At 75.2% G+C, this 16,264-nt stretch carries 15 protein-coding genes; 10 read left to right on the forward strand and 5 right to left on the reverse strand.

Annotated elements, in window-relative coordinates:
• Positions 1-183: 183 nt before the first annotated feature.
• Positions 184-660: a MarR family winged helix-turn-helix transcriptional regulator gene (locus ACL03H_RS11000; RefSeq protein WP_412811060.1), complete on the reverse strand. Its 477-nt coding sequence runs from the start codon at positions 658-660 to the stop codon at positions 184-186.
• A 57-nt stretch (positions 661-717) separates the two neighbouring features.
• Positions 718-2,175, reverse strand: coding sequence for a DHA2 family efflux MFS transporter permease subunit (locus tag ACL03H_RS11005; protein WP_412811061.1), 1,458 nt, complete (start codon positions 2,173-2,175; stop codon positions 718-720).
• A 771-nt stretch (positions 2,176-2,946) separates the two neighbouring features.
• Here ACL03H_RS11005 and cysC point away from each other — a divergent pair.
• The 7 genes from cysC (at position 2,947) to ACL03H_RS11040 (ending at position 11,162) form a co-directional block, all read left to right on the forward strand.
• Positions 2,947-4,434 (forward strand): adenylyl-sulfate kinase, encoded by a 1,488-nt coding sequence (gene cysC / locus ACL03H_RS11010; RefSeq protein WP_412811062.1) that lies wholly within the window; start codon positions 2,947-2,949, stop codon positions 4,432-4,434.
• A gap of 200 nt (positions 4,435-4,634) precedes the next feature.
• Positions 4,635-5,408, forward strand: coding sequence for a 3'(2'),5'-bisphosphate nucleotidase CysQ (locus ACL03H_RS11015; protein ID WP_412811063.1), 774 nt, complete (start codon positions 4,635-4,637; stop codon positions 5,406-5,408).
• On the forward strand, positions 5,408-6,313 hold the full coding sequence (cysD, locus tag ACL03H_RS11020) for a sulfate adenylyltransferase subunit CysD (RefSeq protein WP_412811064.1): 906 nt from the start codon (positions 5,408-5,410) through the stop codon (positions 6,311-6,313). Before ACL03H_RS11015 ends, cysD begins: the two co-directional genes overlap by 1 nt.
• The gene (locus tag ACL03H_RS11025) at positions 6,313-7,599 is read left to right on the forward strand and encodes a sulfate adenylyltransferase subunit 1 (RefSeq protein ID WP_412811065.1); all 1,287 of its coding nucleotides are present in this window, start codon (positions 6,313-6,315) and stop codon (positions 7,597-7,599) included. Before cysD ends, ACL03H_RS11025 begins: the two co-directional genes overlap by 1 nt.
• A gap of 48 nt (positions 7,600-7,647) precedes the next feature.
• Positions 7,648-8,310: a sulfotransferase family protein gene (locus tag ACL03H_RS11030; RefSeq protein WP_412811066.1), complete on the forward strand. Its 663-nt coding sequence runs from the start codon at positions 7,648-7,650 to the stop codon at positions 8,308-8,310.
• Between the two features lie 115 nt (positions 8,311-8,425).
• Positions 8,426-9,946 (forward strand): arylsulfotransferase family protein, encoded by a 1,521-nt coding sequence (locus ACL03H_RS11035; protein ID WP_412811067.1) that lies wholly within the window; start codon positions 8,426-8,428, stop codon positions 9,944-9,946.
• 100 nt (positions 9,947-10,046) lie between these two features.
• Positions 10,047-11,162, forward strand: a complete 1,116-nt coding sequence (locus ACL03H_RS11040; RefSeq protein ID WP_412811068.1) for a threonine synthase — start codon at positions 10,047-10,049, stop codon at positions 11,160-11,162.
• 3 nt (positions 11,163-11,165) lie between these two features.
• On the opposite strand, the gene ACL03H_RS11045 is transcribed toward ACL03H_RS11040, so the two are convergent.
• On the reverse strand, positions 11,166-12,149 hold the full coding sequence (locus tag ACL03H_RS11045; protein ID WP_412811069.1) for an NAD-dependent epimerase/dehydratase family protein: 984 nt from the start codon (positions 12,147-12,149) through the stop codon (positions 11,166-11,168).
• Between the two features lie 117 nt (positions 12,150-12,266).
• Entirely contained in the window at positions 12,267-12,689 is a 423-nt protein-coding gene (locus tag ACL03H_RS11050; RefSeq protein ID WP_412811070.1) for a universal stress protein, read from the reverse strand.
• 262 nt (positions 12,690-12,951) lie between these two features.
• On the opposite strand from ACL03H_RS11050, the gene ACL03H_RS11055 reads away from it, so the two are divergent.
• Together ACL03H_RS11055 and ACL03H_RS11060 are read left to right on the forward strand one after the other, a co-directional pair.
• On the forward strand, positions 12,952-14,121 hold the full coding sequence (locus tag ACL03H_RS11055; RefSeq protein ID WP_412811071.1) for a S8 family serine peptidase: 1,170 nt from the start codon (positions 12,952-12,954) through the stop codon (positions 14,119-14,121).
• Positions 14,122-14,297: 176 nt separating this feature from the next.
• Positions 14,298-14,705, forward strand: a complete 408-nt coding sequence (locus tag ACL03H_RS11060) for a hypothetical protein (protein ID WP_412811072.1) — start codon at positions 14,298-14,300, stop codon at positions 14,703-14,705.
• Positions 14,706-14,712: 7 nt separating this feature from the next.
• Here the strand turns inward: ACL03H_RS11060 and ACL03H_RS11065 are convergent, their stop codons facing one another.
• Positions 14,713-15,045 carry a plasmid stabilization protein gene (locus tag ACL03H_RS11065; RefSeq protein WP_412811073.1) on the reverse strand — a complete coding sequence of 111 codons (333 nt, stop codon included), beginning with the start codon at positions 15,043-15,045 and terminating at the stop codon, positions 14,713-14,715.
• A 139-nt stretch (positions 15,046-15,184) separates the two neighbouring features.
• On the opposite strand from ACL03H_RS11065, the gene ACL03H_RS11070 reads away from it, so the two are divergent.
• The gene (locus ACL03H_RS11070) at positions 15,185-16,171 is read left to right on the forward strand and encodes a DUF5914 domain-containing protein (protein WP_412811074.1); all 987 of its coding nucleotides are present in this window, start codon (positions 15,185-15,187) and stop codon (positions 16,169-16,171) included.
• The last annotated feature ends 93 nt before the right edge of the window (positions 16,172-16,264 follow it).

The raw sequence follows: 16,264 nt of genomic DNA on the forward strand, positions 1-16,264 counted from the left end.
CTCGGTCTGCGGCGGAGCGGCGTGCCGGAGCGGCACGGGGTCGTCCGGGCCGGATCGGCGGACCTGCGGCGGATGCGCGGAGCTGCCGCGCTCGGGCCTGCCGCGTGCCGTCGGCGGGGCCCGGAATGACCCGAGTGTGACCGACCGCGAGGAGGGAGGCGAGTCGTTCTCACCCGCCGGGAGCTACTCCCGGCGCCCGCTCCCGTCCTGGTCGGCGGCGGGCGGTTCGGGTGGCGGGGCGAGCTCGCCGGTCTCGTCGGCGGCCAGCTTCGCCAGCAGCGTCCGCAGCGAATCGGACTCCTCGGCGGTGAGCCGGTCGAGCAGGCTGGCGTTGACCTCCTCGGCCAGCTCATCGGTCTCCCGCAGCACCCGCCGACCCTCGTCGGTGAGCTCCAGGACGCGCCGCCGGCGGTCCTGCCGGTCCACGGTCCGGGCGACGAGCTCGCGCTGTTCGAGGCGGGTGAGCATCGCGGCCAGCGTGGCCTTGTCGATCGCCGCTCGCCTGCCCAGCGCGGCCTGCTCGATGCCCGGGCTCCGGTCGATGACCGTGAGCGCGGCGTACTGCGGTTTGGTCAGCTCCGGCGATCTCGCCAGCCAGCGGGCGCCGTGGTCCTGGATGACCCGGCGCATCAGGTGGAAGACAGCGCTTTCCAGCTCCACTGCACACTCCTCGATCCCGTTGGGTGGCCCAGCATCCTACGAGATGATCAGCGGCGATCAGGGGCGTTCGCAGGTGCAGGGGTCCTGGCAGCAGTGGTCCACGGCGGGGACCGCGACCGGATCGACGCCGAGGCGGCGGTCGCCGACGGTGAACCAGGACAGCGCCCCGCCGAGCGCGCAGGCCCCGGCCGAGATGAGCATCGCCCGGGTGAACCCGGTGCCGACCGTGCCACCGGGATCGCTCATCCCCGCCACGAGCGGGAGCACCGCGACCGCGACCAGCCCGGCCAGCCGGGAGATCGCGTTGTTCACCCCGGAGGCCACCCCGGTCCGGTCCGCGTCGACGGAGGCGAGCACGGCCGAGGTCAGCGGCGCGACCGTGACCGACAGGCCGAGCCCGAACACCACCACTCCGGGCACCACCCCGCTGAGGTAGGCCGCTCCGGGCTGCGCCCGGGTCAGCAGCACCAGGCCGGCCGCGCAGCCCAGCGGGCCGATCGACATCGGCAGCCGAGGGCCGGTGCGCTGGGCGATCGCGCCCATCCGCCCCGAGATCAGCAGCATGATCACCGTGATCGGCAGCGTGGCGAGCCCGGCCTGCAGCGCCGAGTAGCCCATCGTCTGCTGGAGTTGCAGCGAGAGCAGGAACAGCGCCCCGCTCAGCGCCGCGTACACGCTGAAGGTGGTGAGGTTCGCCCCGGTGAACTGCCGGGAGGAGAACAGGTTCAGCGGCAGGATCGGGTGCCGCCCCCGGAGTTCGACGAACGGGAACGCCGCCAGCCCGAGCACGCCGACGACCAGCGCCGCGGCGGTCAGCGGCGTCCAGCCGCGCGCGGGCAGCTCGATCAGCGCGTAGGTCGCCCCGGCCAGTCCGAACGTCACGCTCGCCGAGCCCAGCAGGTCCGGTGGGCCGGCCTGGCCGCTGCGCGTCTCGGGGACGTGGCGGGCGGTGACCGCGAAGGCGAGCGCGGCCAGCGGCACGTTGATGAAGAACACCCACCGCCAGGAGGCCGCGTCGACCAGCCAGCCCCCGAGGAACGGCCCCAGCGCCGAGGACACCCCGGTGAACCCGGCCCAGGTGCCCACCGCCCGGCCGCGGTCCTCGGCGGCGATCGTGGAGTTGATCAGCGCCAGGCTGCCCGGGACGAGCAGCGCCCCGCCCGCGCCCTGCACCAGCCGCGCCACGATGAGCGCCTCCCCGGTGGGCGCCAGCCCGCAGCCCAGGGACGCCGCGGTGAACACCACCAGCCCCACCTGGAACACCCGGCGCCGCCCGTACCGGTCCCCGAGCGCGCCGCCGAGCAGCAGCAGTGCGCTGAGGGTGAGCAGGTAGGCGTCGAGCACCCATTGCAGGACCGCGAACCCGCCGCCGGTGTCCCGGCCGATCGCGGGCAGCGCCACGTTCACCACGGACCCGTCCAGGAAGGCCACCCCGGAGCCCAGGACCGTGCTGACCACGATCCACCGCCCCGCGCGGCTCGCCAGCGGGATCGAGGCGGTGTCCGGACCGCTCATCGCCGTGCTCCCCGGGTCGTCCGCGACCGCCCGGTCCGGCGGCCGATCCGTCGAGGATAGGCGGGCGCGGGGCCCGCGGCACCCGCCGTCCGGCGCAGCTTGCTGGTCCACTGTGGAGCGTGACCCGGTTCGGGGTGGTTCGCGGCGCGCGGGTGAGGACCGGGCGGGACTCGCCGCTGACCGGTTTGATCGCCGGGCGGCGTGGCGGACCGGAACTGGCGGGTCCGCGCGGACGGCCGCGCCCGCCCGGCCGCGCTCGCACCGCCGGGTCCGGCCGTCATCGGGAGCCGGGCCGCGCGGGGACCGGGACGGCGAGGTCGATAACCCGTCCCGAGCGCGAGCCCGGCGACGCGCCGCCGATCTCCACCCGCTCCTTCGGGGCCGGCCGTGCGGGCGGCCGGCCGAGCCGCGCCCGCCCGGCGCGTGCGGACCGCTGCGCCCGGGCGCTCCCGGCGCCCCGCGCCCGCGCGGGTCCTCCGGAGCGCGCGGCGGGGGAGTGGAGCAGGGCCGGCCGGCACCCGGCGACCGGCTCGCGCGAGCGCGCCGCGCCGGACCGCGCGCGGATCGCTCCACCGCGGCGTCCTCGTCGGACCGGGGCACGCGGTGAACTTCAGGCGGAATGCCGGTTTTCGCCTGCTGTCGCGGCGGAATCGGCGCTCTCGCGCCGGGGTCGGCGAGATCTGGCGAGAACTGGCCACCGGGGTTCTCCGGAGCGGTCGGCTCGGTCACGGTATGGATCCAGACGTCCCCGATCAGCGGACAGAGGTGCGTGTGAGCGCGAACGGAGCGGAGCCCGAGTGCTCGGCGGTTCCCGCTGGCGGCGCGCAGCCGCCCTGCTGGACGCCGGAGCCCGCTGAGCTGTCCGATGTGGAATTGCTGCTCGACGGGGCTTTCGGCCCGCTGACCGGTTTCCTGGGAGCCGCCGACGCCGAGTCGGTGCGCACCCGCGGGCAGCTGGTCGACGGAACCGCCTGGCCCGCCCCGATCACGCTGCCGGTGCCCGCCGAACTGGCCGCCGCCCCGCGGATCGAGCTGCGCGACGCCGAAGGCGCCCCGGTGGCGGTGCTGCGCAACGAGGCGCCCTGGACCGACTCGGACGTCACCCGCGCCGCCGGCCCGCTGCGGGCGGTGGCCGCGCCCGGTGGGGTGCTGCGCCGGATGCGGCCACCGGCCGCCTCCGTGCGGGCCGGGCTGCCCGCGGGTCCGGTGCTCGGGATCGTCGTGGAAGCCCCGCTGCACCACCGGGAACTCGCCCAGCTCCGCGAGCTCGCCACCGAGTTCGACGCGCACCTGCTGCTCCTGCCCCGGATGACCGGCCCGCGCGCCGAGATCCTGGTGCGGGCCGTGCTCGCCGCCCGCTCCCAGCTGCCCCGGGGCACCACCGTGGTCCCGGTGCCGCTGGCGCTGCGGACCGACCCGAAGCGGGACGCCGCACTGGCCGCCCACGTCGCCGCCTCCTACGGGGCCACGCACCTCGTCACCCGGCGGACCGCGGAGGGCGCACCGATCCCCGCGGTGGAACCGCCCGACGTGGTGCGCGACTCCACCGACCGCTGGGTCCGGGCCGGGAGCGCGCGTTCCGGCGGCCTCGGCGGTCTCAGCGACGAGCAGCTGCGCCACCACCTCGACGAGGGGCTGCCGCTGCCGTCCTGGTTCACCACCCCGGAGATCGCCGAGCAGCAGCGGCGGTGGCACCCACCGCTGCACCGGCGCGGGTTCACCGTGCTGTTCACCGGGCTCTCCGGCGCGGGCAAGTCCACGCTCGCCCGCGCGCTGCGCGATGAGCTCAACCAGCACGACCACCGCGCCGTGACCCTGCTCGACGGCGACGTGGTGCGCCGGACCCTGTGCGAGGGCCTCGGCTTCTCCGCCGCCGACCGCAGCCGGAACGTGCGGCGCATCGGCTACGTCGCCGCCGAGGTGACCCGCCACGGCGGCGTGGCGATCTGCGCGCCCATCGCTCCGTACGAGGACGACCGGGACGCCGTGCGCCGGATGGTGCGGGAGTGCGGCGGGTTCGTGCTCGTGCACGTGGCCACCCCGCTCGGCGAGTGCGAGCGCCGCGACCGCAAGGGCCTCTACCGCCGGGCGCGGGCCGGGACGATCCCGGAGTTCACCGGGGTCTCCGCCCCCTACGAACCGCCCGCCGCCGCCGACCTGGTGCTCGACACCTCCGGAGTGGACCGGGACGCGGCGGTCGCCGAGGTCGTCGCGCTGCTGCGGGAACGGGGCTGGGTGCGCCCGTGGACGGGGGAGTGAAGCTGACCGGAGCGGGTGGTGCAGCGCGGGCGGACGCCGTCGTGCGCGGGCGTGCCCGGAGCCGCCCCGCTGTCCGGGGTGCGCCTCGGTGGACCGCTGACCGCGGCTGCCGCCGTCGCGACGCCCGGAACCTCCTCCCGCGATCGGGCGCCGGCCCCGGTGGGAGGACGAATCGACGCCGGCGCGGAAGGAGGAACCGGGTGGAACCGGACGACGATCACGGGCTCGCCGCGCGGTTGGCGGGCGAGGCGGGCCGGTGCCTGCTGGACCTCCGCGACCGCAGGAAGTCCGAAGTGGACGGCAGAACCCTCGGGGACGAGGGCGACGGTGCCGCCCACGAGCTGCTCGTGACCGCGTTGGGCGAGCAGCGCCCGCACGACCCGGTGCTCTCCGAGCACGGCCTCGCCGGACCGGCCCGGCAACCGGGCGGGCGGGTGTGGATCGTGGACCCGCTCGACGGCACCCGCGAGTTCTCCGAACCGGGCCGCGGCGACTGGGCCGTGCACGTCGCGCTCGCCGAGCACCACGAGGTCATCGCCTCGGCGGTCGCGCTGCCCGTCGCCGGGCGGGTGCTCGGCACCGGCGCCCCGCCGCCGCTGCCACCCGCCCGCTCCGGCGCGCCGCGCATCGCGGTCAGCCGCAGCCGCCCACCGGAGTTCGTCGCCGAGGTGGCCGCCGCCCTCGGCGCGGAACTGGTCCCGATGGGCTCGGCGGGCGCGAAGATCGCCGCCGTGGTGCTCGGCGACGTCGACGCCTACCTGCACGACGGTGGCCAGTACGAGTGGGACAGCGCCGCCCCGGTCGGCGTCGCCCGCGCCTCCGGGCTGCACGCCAGCAGGCTGGACGGCTCCCCGCTGCGCTACGACCGGGACGATCCGTGGCTGCCGGACCTGCTGGTGTGCCGGCCCGAGCTCGCCGAACCGCTGCTGTCCGCCGCGCGCGCGGCGACCGGGCGCGCCGAGGGGAGCCGCTGATGCCCGCGCCGCTGTCCCGCCTCGACGTGCTCGAATCCGAGGCGCTGCACCTGATCCGCGAGGTCGCCGCCGAGTTCGACCGGCCCGCGCTGCTGTTCTCCGGCGGCAAGGACTCCGCCGTGCTGCTGCGGCTGGCGGAGAAGGCGTTCTGGCCCGCGCCGATCCCGTTCCCGGTGCTGCACGTCGACACCGGCCACAACTTCGGGGAGGTGCTGGAGTTCCGCGACCGGCGCGCCGAGGAGCTCGGGGTGCGCCTCGTCGTGGCCTCGGTGCAGGACTCCATCGACGCCGGGCGCGTCGTCGAGCAGGAGGGGCGCGGCGCCAGCCGCAACCGCGCCCAGACCGTCACCCTGCTCGACGCCATCGCCGAGCACCGCTTCGACGCGCTGTTCGGCGGTGCCCGCCGGGACGAGGAACGCGCCCGCGCGAAGGAGCGGATGCTGTCCTTCCGCGACGCCTTCGGCCAGTGGGACCCGCGAAACCAGCGCCCCGAGCTGTGGAACCTCCACAACGGGCTGATCGCCCCCGGCGAGAACGTGCGCGCCTTCCCGCTGTCGAACTGGACCGAGCGCGACATCTGGACCTACGTCGAACAGGACGGGGTGGAGCTGCCCGGGCTGTACTTCGCCCACCGCAGGAAGGTCTTCCTGCGCGACGGCATGTACCTCGCCGACAGCCCCTTCGTGCAGCGCGATCCGGACGAGGCGCTGATCGAGAAGTCCGTGCGGTTCCGCACGATCGGCGACATGACCTGCACCGGCGCGGTGCTGTCCGCGGCCACCACGGTGCCCGAGGTGATCGCCGAGATCGCGGCCACCAAGGTCACCGAGCGCGGCCAGACCCGCGCGGACGACCGCGCCGGCGCCGCCTCGATGGAGGACCGCAAGCGAGAGGGGTACTTCTGATGAGCCTGCCCACCGAGGCCGGGCAGCCGACCTTCGCCCCCGCCGACAGCCTGCTGCGGTTCGCCACCGCCGGAGCCGTCGACGACGGGAAGAGCACCCTGATCGGCAGGCTGCTGCACGACTCCCGCTCGCTGCTGGCCGACCAGCTGGAGATGCTGGAGCTGGCGGGCGCGGAGCGCGGCGACGAGTCGCTGGACCTCGCGATGGTCACCGACGGGCTGCGCGCCGAGCGCGAGCAGGGCATCACCATCGACGTGGCGCACCGCTACTTCGAGACGGCGCGGCGGGCGTTCATCATCGCCGACACCCCGGGCCACGCCCAGTACACCCGGAACATGGTCACCGGCGCCTCCACCGCGGACCTGGCGATCGTGCTCGTCGACGCCCGCAACGGGCTCACCGAGCAGAGCCGCAGGCACGCGGTGCTCGCCGGGCTGCTGCGAGTGCCCCGGCTGGTGCTGGCGGTGAACAAGATGGACCTCGTCGACTACGACCGGTCCGCGTTCGAGGAGATCACCGCCGAGTTCGCCCGGTTCACCGGGGAGCTGGAGCCGCGCGACGTCACCGCGATCCCGATCTCGGCGCTGCGCGGCGACAACGTGGTGCACCGCGCCGCCACGATGCCCTGGTACGACGGGCCAGCGCTGCTGGAGCACCTGGAGGAGGTGCGGATCGACGACGACCGGGCCGCGGGCGGCTTCCGGCTGCCGGTGCAGTACGCGATCCGCGCGCCGGACCGGGACTACCGGGGCTACGCGGGACAGCTCAGCGGTGGAACGGTGCACGAGGGCGCGGAGGTGCTGCACCTGCCCTCCGGGCTGCGCACCCGGGTGACGGCCGTGGACACCGCCGACGGCGCGCTCGCCGAGGCCAGGGCCCCGCAGTCGGTGGCGGTGCGGCTGGCCGACGAGATCGACGTGGGCCGCGGCGACCTGCTGTGCGCGCCGGAGGACCCGCCGACCGCGGCCACCGAGCTCTCCGCGCGGGTGTGCTGGATGGCCGCCAGCCCGGTGCTGCGGGCGGGTTCCCGGCTGCTGCTCAAGCACACCACGCGAACCGTCAAGGCCCTCGCCACCGAGATCCGCCACCAGGTCGACGTCACCACGCTGCGCCGCGATCCGGCTGGGCAGCTGGGGCTCAACGACATCGGCGAGGTGGGGCTGCGGCTCGCGCGGCCGGTGTTCTGCGACCCCTACGCGAGCAACCGCCTCACCGGCGGCGGGCTGCTCATCGACGAGGCCACCCGCGCCACCGTCGGCGCGATCATGATCACCGAGGCGCGCTGAGACCGGCGCGTCCGGGCACCCGCACGAGCACGAGGAGGAGAACGACCCATGGTGGAGATCATCGGAGCCGGGTTCGGTCGCACCGGCACGGCGTCGATCAAGGGCGCGCTGGAGCACCTCGGCTTCGGGCCCTGCTACCACATGTTCGAGGTCATCGCGGAGCCCGACCGGATGCGGGACTGGGCGCGAGCGCTGGACGGCGACGCCGACTGGGACCGGGTTCTCGCGGGCTACCAGTCCACGGTGGACTGGCCCGGCTGCGCGTTCTGGCGCGAGCTCGTCGAGGCGTACCCCGAGGCGAAGGTGCTGCTGACCACCCGCGACCCGCAGCGCTGGTACGACAGCACCTACAACACGATCTACCAGTTCGTGCGGGATCCGCCCGGCGACAGCACCGACCCGTTCACCGCGAAGCTGCGCCCCACGATCGAGCGGATGATCTGGAACGGCACCTTCGACGGCCGGTTCGAGGACCGCGACCACGCCATCGCGGTCTTCGAGCGGCACAACGCGGAGGTCCGCGCCGCCGTCCCCGCCGACCGCCTGCTGGAGTACCAGGTGGGGCAGGGCTGGGAGCCGCTGTGCGAGTTCCTCGGCGTCGACGTCCCCCACGAGGACTTCCCGCACCTCAACGACTCCGCCTCGATCCGGGACCTCGCCGAGCGGGTCCAGAACGAGGGCAGATTCCCCTCCCCGTTCGCGGGGGCCTGAGCCCCCGGTGACGCCCCGGAGCGGCCCCGCCGGGGCGGTCCGGGGCGCGCCGCTCCGCGCGGGCCCCGAGCGGAGCGGCCCCAGTCAGGCGACGACCCCTCCGAGGAGCCCACCGATGACGACCACCCCTGACCGGACCACCCTCGGGCGCCGCGACGTGCTGCGGATGCTGGCTGCCGCCGCCGCGGTCCCCGCGCTGGCGAGCACCGGCACCGCGGCGGTGGCGGCCGCCGCGCCGCGCGCCGGGAGCCGGGCGGGCCACACCTTCGTGAGCCGCCCCGACCTGAGCCCGCCGCAGGTGGAGATCAGCACCCCCGCCAGCGGCGTCGAACCGGGCTACCTGCTGCTCACCCCGGCCGGGGCGAACCAGCTCGACCCCGAGGCCGCGGCGCCGCGCGCCGATTTCCAACCCGGTGCGCTGATCATGGACGATCTCGGGCAGCCCGTGTGGTTCAACCGGCCCGCCGAGGGCGTCATCGCCGACATGCAGGTGCAGCGGTACCGGGGCAAGCCGGTGCTGACCTGGTGGGAGGGCGCGATCCACGTCCCGCCGGGCTTCGGCGAGGGCCAGTTCGCCGTCGTCGACGAGAGCTACGAGCGGATCGCGACCGTGCGCCCCGCGAACGGCTTGCGAGGCGACATGCACGAGTTCGTGCTCACCCCGCGCGACACCGCGCTGGTGATCGTCTACGCGGAGGTGCGGGCCGACACCACCCCGGTCGGCGGCGCGGCGAACGCGAAGGTCCTCGAAGGCGTCGTGCAGGAGATCGACATCGCCACCGGCGATCTGCTGTTCGAGTGGCGCAGCCTGGAGCACGTCGCGGTGGAGGAGTCCTTCTACCCGGTTCCGGCGGACCCGGAGGAGTGGTTCGACTACATCCACCTCAACTCGGTCTGCGAGGACGGCGACGCGCTGCTGGTCTCGGCGCGCTGCACCCACGCCGTTTATCGGATCGACCGAGCCACCGGTGAGGTGACCTGGCGCCTCAACGGCAGGAGGAGCGACTTCGAGATGGGCCCCGACGCCCCGTTCGCCTGGCAGCACGACTGCCGCCGCCGGGGGGACGGCACCCTCACCCTGTTCGACAACGCCGCCGCCGCGCCCGGCCGGGGCCGCTCCCGCGCGCTGTCGCTGCGCGTCGACGAGACCGCGCGCAGCGCCGAGGTGGTGCGCAGTCACGAGAGCCCGGAGGGCCTGCTGGCGCCGAACCAGGGCAACACCCAGCTGCTCGGCGACGGGCACTTCTTCGTGGGCTGGGGCGGGGAGCCCTACTTCACCGAGTTCGACGGCCAGGGCGGCGTGCTCTTCCACGGGAAGTTCGTCGACTCCATCACCTCCTACCGCGCGTTCCGCTCGGCCTGGGTCGGCAGGCCGCGGGACGCCCCGGCCGCGGCCGGGCGGTCCGGTGCCGGGGTGACCAGCGTGTACGCCAGCTGGAACGGGGCCACCGAGGTCGCGTCCTGGCGGGTGCTCACCGGCCCGGACGAGCAGCACCTGACCCCCGTGCTCGACGCCCCGCGCGCCGGGTTCGAGACCCGGATCGACGTGCCCGGCACCGCGGCCTTCGTCGGCGTGCGGGCGCTGGACGCCGACGGCGGCGTCCTCGGCACCTCGCCGGTGGTGGCGGTGGGCTGATCCCGCGGCGGGCGGACGCCCCTTCGCCGGGCGCGAGGGACGTCCGCGCCGGGCTCTACAGTGTGCGCAGTCGCCGTCCTAGTGATCGTGAGCCCGCGCCATGCACCGCATCCCGCCCGCCCGGCCCGTCATGAACGAACGACTCGCGGACCTCTGCTGCCCGCGCTGCGGCCGGTCCTGGCCGGTGGCCGACCACCCGGCGGGCTGCCCGCACTGCCTGGACCGGGGCACCCCGGCGAACCTGCGCTGCCGCTTCGAGGGCGACTCGTTCGGCGAGCTCGCGGTGCTCGGCGCCCGCACGCTCGGCGAGGGCGGCACCCCGCTGTTCCCGCTGGTGCCGGGCCTGGCACCAGCGGGGATCGAGGTGTGGGTGAAGAACGAGTCGGCCAACCCCACCGGCTCGCACAAGGACCGCTTCAGCAGCGGCGCCGCGGGCCGCGCGGCCGCCGCCGGGTACGCGGGGATCGTCGCCGCCTCCTCGGGCAACGCGGCCGTGTCGCTGGCCGCCTACGCCGCCGCCTCCGGCCTCGGCTGCGAGCTCGCCGTCACCCGCGAGGTGCCCGCCCCGGTCGCCGCCGCCGTGCGCGCGGCCGGGGCCCGGCTGTACCTGTTCGACACCGCCGAGCAGCGCTGGGACTTCGTCCGCGAGCGGGGCGCGGAGCCGGACCTGCTCGCGGTGACCAACCACGCGCGGCCGGTCGTGGGCAGCAGCCCGTTCGGGGTCGACTCGATGCGCCCGATCGGCTGGGAGATCGCCGACGGGCTGGGGCGGCTGCCGGAGCACGTGCTGCTGCCGACGGCGCGCGGGGACCTCGCCTCGGGCGTCCACCTCGGCCTGCGCGAGGCCGCGCGGCGCCGGGACCAGCCCTGCCCCCGGGTTCACCTGGTAGAACCCTTCCCGAGGCTGAGCGCGGTGCGCGCGGGCGCGAGCGTGCACGACTCGTTCCCCGGCAGCGCGGCCAGCACCCCCTCGATCGGCGGGGACTCCACCACGGCGCAGGCCTGGCAGGTGCTGGAGGAGTCCGGGGGCAGCCCGGTCGTCGTCGACACCGGTGTCGAGCGGGCGAGGCTGCGGCTGGCCGGCGCGGGAATCCTGCTGGAGGGCGCCAGCGCCATCGTGCTGCCCGCGCTGCACTCCCTGCACGAGCGCGGCGAGATCGTCCCGGGGGAGACCGCCGTGCTGATCGCCACCGCGCACCCGTTCAAGGGGCTGTGAGGCTCACCGCGTGTACACGCCGTGCGGGTGCTGGTGGTAGCCCTTCGCGCCGACCGCCCTGGCCATCGGGCTGCGCACGTCCTCGCCGGCCCGCAACAGGTCGAGCACCCGGCGGAAGTCGTACTCCGGCACCCAGCCCAGCTCGGTTCGGGCGCGGTCGTTGACGTACACCCGGTCCAGCGCGGGGAACATCCGCCAGCGCCGCCGCGCGAACTCCGCTTCCTGGTCGGGGAACAGCCGCCGGACGACCGCCGGGGCATCGGCGCGCAGCTCCGTCAGATCGGCCGGGGTGAACGGGGTGGTCGCGCTGACGACGTAGCGCCCGAACCCGAGCCGCGGCGCGCGGGCCAGCGCCAGCCGGTGCGCGGAGACCACGTCGTGCAGCTCCACCCGCCGGTGCAGGTACTCGACGACCTTGGTGTTGAGCCCGTCGTAGGCGGCGCGGACCTCGTCGCGGTCGTCGTCCTCCGGGAAGAACCGCGCGACGCGCAGCACCACCACCGGCAGCCCCAGCTCCCGGTGGACCAGTTCGCAGAGCTGCTCAGCGGCGATCTTGGTGACGCCGTAGACGTTGCGCGGCACGGGCGGCACGTCCTCGGTGATCCACGCAGCCGGGGCGCCCTCGGCGGGGGAGAGGGCCCGGCCGAAGGCGCTGGTGCTGCTGGTGAACACGAAGGAGCGCACCCCGGCGGCCGCGGACTCCTCCAGCAGCGCCAGGGTTCCCGCGACGTTGGTGTCCACGAACGCCTGCCGGTCGTGCGAGCCGACGTGCGGCTTGTGCAGGGTCGCCGCGTGCAGCACGCCGGTCACCCCGGCCAGGCGGCGTCGCAGCAGGGCCCGGTCGGTGATCGAACCGGTGGCCGTGGTGAACCGCGACTCCAGCAGGTCGAGCCCGACGACCTCCCGCCCTTCGGCGCGCAGGCTGCGCACCAGCGCCTCACCCAGGTGCCCGGCGCTGCCGGTGACCAGAACCTTCTCCGCCGCCACGCCGGGGACGCTACTGCGCCGCCGCGCAGCGGTCGAGCGAATTGACCCGGAAGTCCATTGTGGAGGGATGCCGCCGATCGGGTGGCCGGGTGACCACCGGACGGCGCATCGCGGGGATCAGCGGACGATGACCACCGGGCACTTCGCGTGCACCGCGCAGCGCTGGCTCACGGACCCCAGCAGCGTGCGGTAGAAGCTCCCGTGGCCCCGGCTGCCGACCACCAGCAGGTCCGCCCCGGAGGCGGCCTCCAGCAGGGCCTGCGCCGAGTGCCCCTGCACCACCGACCGCTCCACCCCGGCGGCCGCGCCCGCCACCTCGTCCACGGCCTCGTCCAGGTTCCGCCGCGCGGCGTCCTGGAAGTCGTCCGGCGGCATCGGGCCGCCCTCCCAGCTGTAGAAGGCCGGGTACTCCCAGGCCGCGACGGCGCGCACCCGCGCGCCGGTGAGCCGCGCCTGCCGCAGCGCCCAGCGCAGCGCTGCCCGGGACGGCTCCGAGCCGTCCACCCCGACGACGATCACGTGCTCGGTCGTGCTGTCCATGCGCCACCTCGATCGGTGTGCTCCGCGCCCGGCGCGGAGGGACGGCTCCGTCGCTCCCAGTGTGCGACCGCGCGCAAGTCCGGTGGAACGCTCCGTGGCCGAATCGCCGATCAGGGGTCACACGCACTGATGGCGAATGGAGATTTTCCCTTCGTTCCGGGGAATCGAGGCACGAGATCCACACACGACCGGCGTCTTGCCGTGACGGGTGGGACGGGAGTTACCTCAAGGGGGAACCTGTCAGCGAGAGCAAGGGGCGATCATGACCACAGCGGAGAACGCGACCACCGGTCGCTACCTGGTCCTGCTGGAGGACGACGCGACCGTGCTGGGCGCCCGGGAGCTGACCAGGCTCGCGGGCATTCGCACCGCCAGCACCGCCGACGCCGCCGGTGCCGCGCCCGGCGAACTGTTCAGCAGCGCCGGGGGAGTGGTGCTGCACGAGCTCGGCGTCGCGCTCATCGACGCCGACGACGAACAGGTCACCGCGCTGCGCGGCTCCGTCGGGGAGCGCGGAACCCCGCTGGCGGCCCTGGAGGCGGAGCGCCGGGTGTTCGCCATCGGCTCGCCGCAACCGCCCGCCGAGGACGAGGTCACCTGGGGCCTGCGCGCGGTGCGCGCGGACCGCAGCGCGCCCACCGGCGCCGGGATCCGGGTCGCGGTGCTCGACACCGGTTTCGACCAGCAGCACCCGGACTTCGCCGGGCGCGACGTCGTGACCCAGTCCTTCGTGGAGGGCCAGGACGCCCAGGACGGCCACGGGCACGGCACGCACTGCATCGGCACCGCCTGCGGTCCGCGCACCACCCAGTCGGGGCCGGGCTACGGCATCGCCTCCGAGGCGTCGATCTACGCGGGGAAGGTGCTCAGCGACGAGGGCTCCGGCGCCGACGGCGGGATCCTGTCCGGCATCCAGTGGGCGATCTCCAACGGCGTCAGCGTGATCTCCATGTCGCTGGGCGCGCCGACCCAGCCGGGCCAGCCGTTCTCGGACGCCTTCGAGCGCGTCGCGCAGCGCGCGATCCAGCGCGGCGCGCTGATCGTGGCGGCGGCGGGCAACGAGAGCCAGCGCTCCGCCGGGACGATCGCGCCGGTCGGGCACCCGGCGAACTGCCCGTCGATCCTCGCGGTCGGGGCCATCGACGAGCAGGGCGCCATCGCCGACTTCTCCTGCGGCACCGTGGACGAGATCGGCCAGGTCGACGTGGTCGGTCCCGGCGTGGACGTGTACTCCAGCTGGCCCGGGCAGGAGCGCTACCGCAAGCTCAGCGGTACCAGCATGGCCACCCCGCACGTCGCGGGAGTCGCCGCGCTGCTGGCCCAGCAGCACCCCGAGCGCGCCTGGGGCCTGTGGGCGCGGCTGTCGCAGAACGCGCGTCGGCTCCCGCTGCCCGCGACCGACATCGGCGCCGGGATCGTGCAGGCGCCCTGATCTCCGGATCCGGCGAGCGGAGGGCGGAGGAACCCGGTTCCTCCGCCCTCCGCGAGTGTGTTGTTCCCCCGATCTGGGTAATCCTCGCGCAGCCGGTCAGCACCGCTGAACCGGTCCAGCACGATGGGATGATCACTGCTCAGACGTGCGCGAGATGCGTTCGGGGGGATGTTGACATGAGCACGGGCAGCGCCTCGGGAGGACGCGACGGATCGCGGCGCGCCGCGTCCGGTCCGGTTCGCGGCGCGGCTGGAGCGCGCGACGCGCTGCGGGCGGGCGAGGAGATCGACGCCGCGATCGAGAGCGCGCGCCGCGCGGAGGCCCGCGGCCGGATTCCGGGCGCGCGCGGCCAGCCCGTCGCGGAGCGGGCCGAGCCGACGGTGCGGGACGCGCTGCTGGACGTCGCCGTGCGCGGGCACCGGCTCGCGCACGCGCTCGACGACCTCGCGCTGCGGTACGCCACGCCCGGCACGGCCCGGCCCGCGGCGGCCCACGTGGCGCTGGACCAAGCGGCCGCGGCCGCCGAGGATCTCGGCAACTGCGTGCGCGACGCGGTCGCCGCCCTCGGCGAGCCGGAGCGCTGAGCGGCGCTCAGCGAGCGCCCAGCGCGCGCTCCAGCTCGGCCTTGGTCATCTTCGAACGCCCTTCGACGCCCGCCCGCCGCGCGTCCTGGTACAGCTGGTCCTTGGTCCGACCGCCGGGACCCATCCGGTTGCCGGAGCGCAGCCCGCCGCGTCGCTGCGGTGAGATGTCCTCCACGGAGGTCCTGCTGCGCTGCCGGGCCTGGCCGCTGCGGGCGCGGTTCTTGTTCACGGTCCGGGCGGCGATCTCCTCGGCGCGGCTCTCGCTGCTGCCGCGTTCGCGGGCGCTCTCCTTGATGTGCTCGTACTGCCGCTCATGCTTGCGGTTCGCTCCTGCGGGCATGGCGTGACTCCTCCCCGTTCCTCCCCGTCGGTTCCGCGTTACCCGCCCGGGGCCGGTCGCACACCCGATCCGGGTCGGGAGACCCTTGCGCGGGCGGCGGAATCGGTCCCGCGACTACGCTCCCGCGCGGGAGGCGAGCATGGTTGCTGGCAGGTCGTGGCAGGAGCGGTTGCCGTTGCGCCGGATCCGGGCGCCGCGGTGGGCGGAGCAGGAGGGCACCTGGCGACAGGCGGCGCCGGAGCTGATCGCGGCGGCGCTGGACCGGGCGCGGGCGCGGCCCTCCGGGAACTGGTTCGTGCTGGGCGCGAGCCGCGAGGTGGTGGGGGACCGGCCGTTCGGGCGCACCGTGGCGGGCGTGGAGCTGGTGGCCTGGCGCGACGGCGGCGAGCTGCGGGTGGGAGCCGGGGCCTGCCCGCACCTCGGCGCTCCGCTGCGCGAGGCGCGGGTGCACGCCGGGGACCTGATCTGCCGCTGGCACGGGATGTGCCTGGGTGCCCGCTCGCCGGGATGGCGGACCTACCCGGCGCACGACGACGGGGTGCTGGCCTGGGTCCGGCTCGACGAGATCGGCGGTGAACCGCCGCTGGCCGCGCCGGTGCTCCCGCGCCGACCGCCACCGGGGGAGAGCATCGACGCGGTGGCCACCGCGATCGGGGTGTGCGAACCGGCGGACGTGGTGGCGAACCGGCTCGACCCGTGGCACGGCTCCTGGTTCCACCCGTACTCCTTCGCGAACCTGGAGGTGCTGCGCGAGCCCGACGCGGCGTGCGACGAGTTCGAGGTGGCGGTGTCGTTCCGGCTGGCCCGGGGGGTGGGGGTGCCGGTGCGGGCGACGTTCACCGCCCCCGAGCCGCGCACGGTCGTGATGCACATCGTGTCGGGGGAGGGCGTGGGCAGCGTGGTGGAGACGCACGCGACGCCGCTGGGCCGGAACTCGGCCGGACGTCCGACGACGGCGGTGATCGAGGCGGTGGTGGCGCACTCGACGCGGCCCGGTTTCCGGTTCGCCCGCGCGGCGGCGGGCGGGTTGCGTCCGGTGATGCGGCGAGCGGCGCTGCGGCTGTGGCGGGATGACCTGGCCTACGCCGAACGACGGTACGAGCTGCGCCACCGCTCGGGACGCTGAACTCGGTCGGTGCCGCCGCGCCGGCGGCACCGACCGCCATGAGCCTCGCCTTCCGGCGCGCGTCTCCGCCGTGACCGACGGGAGCCTCCGGGG

The organism is Saccharopolyspora antibiotica, assembly GCF_047200635.1.
Taxonomy (GTDB): Bacteria; Actinomycetota; Actinomycetes; order Mycobacteriales; family Pseudonocardiaceae; genus Saccharopolyspora_C.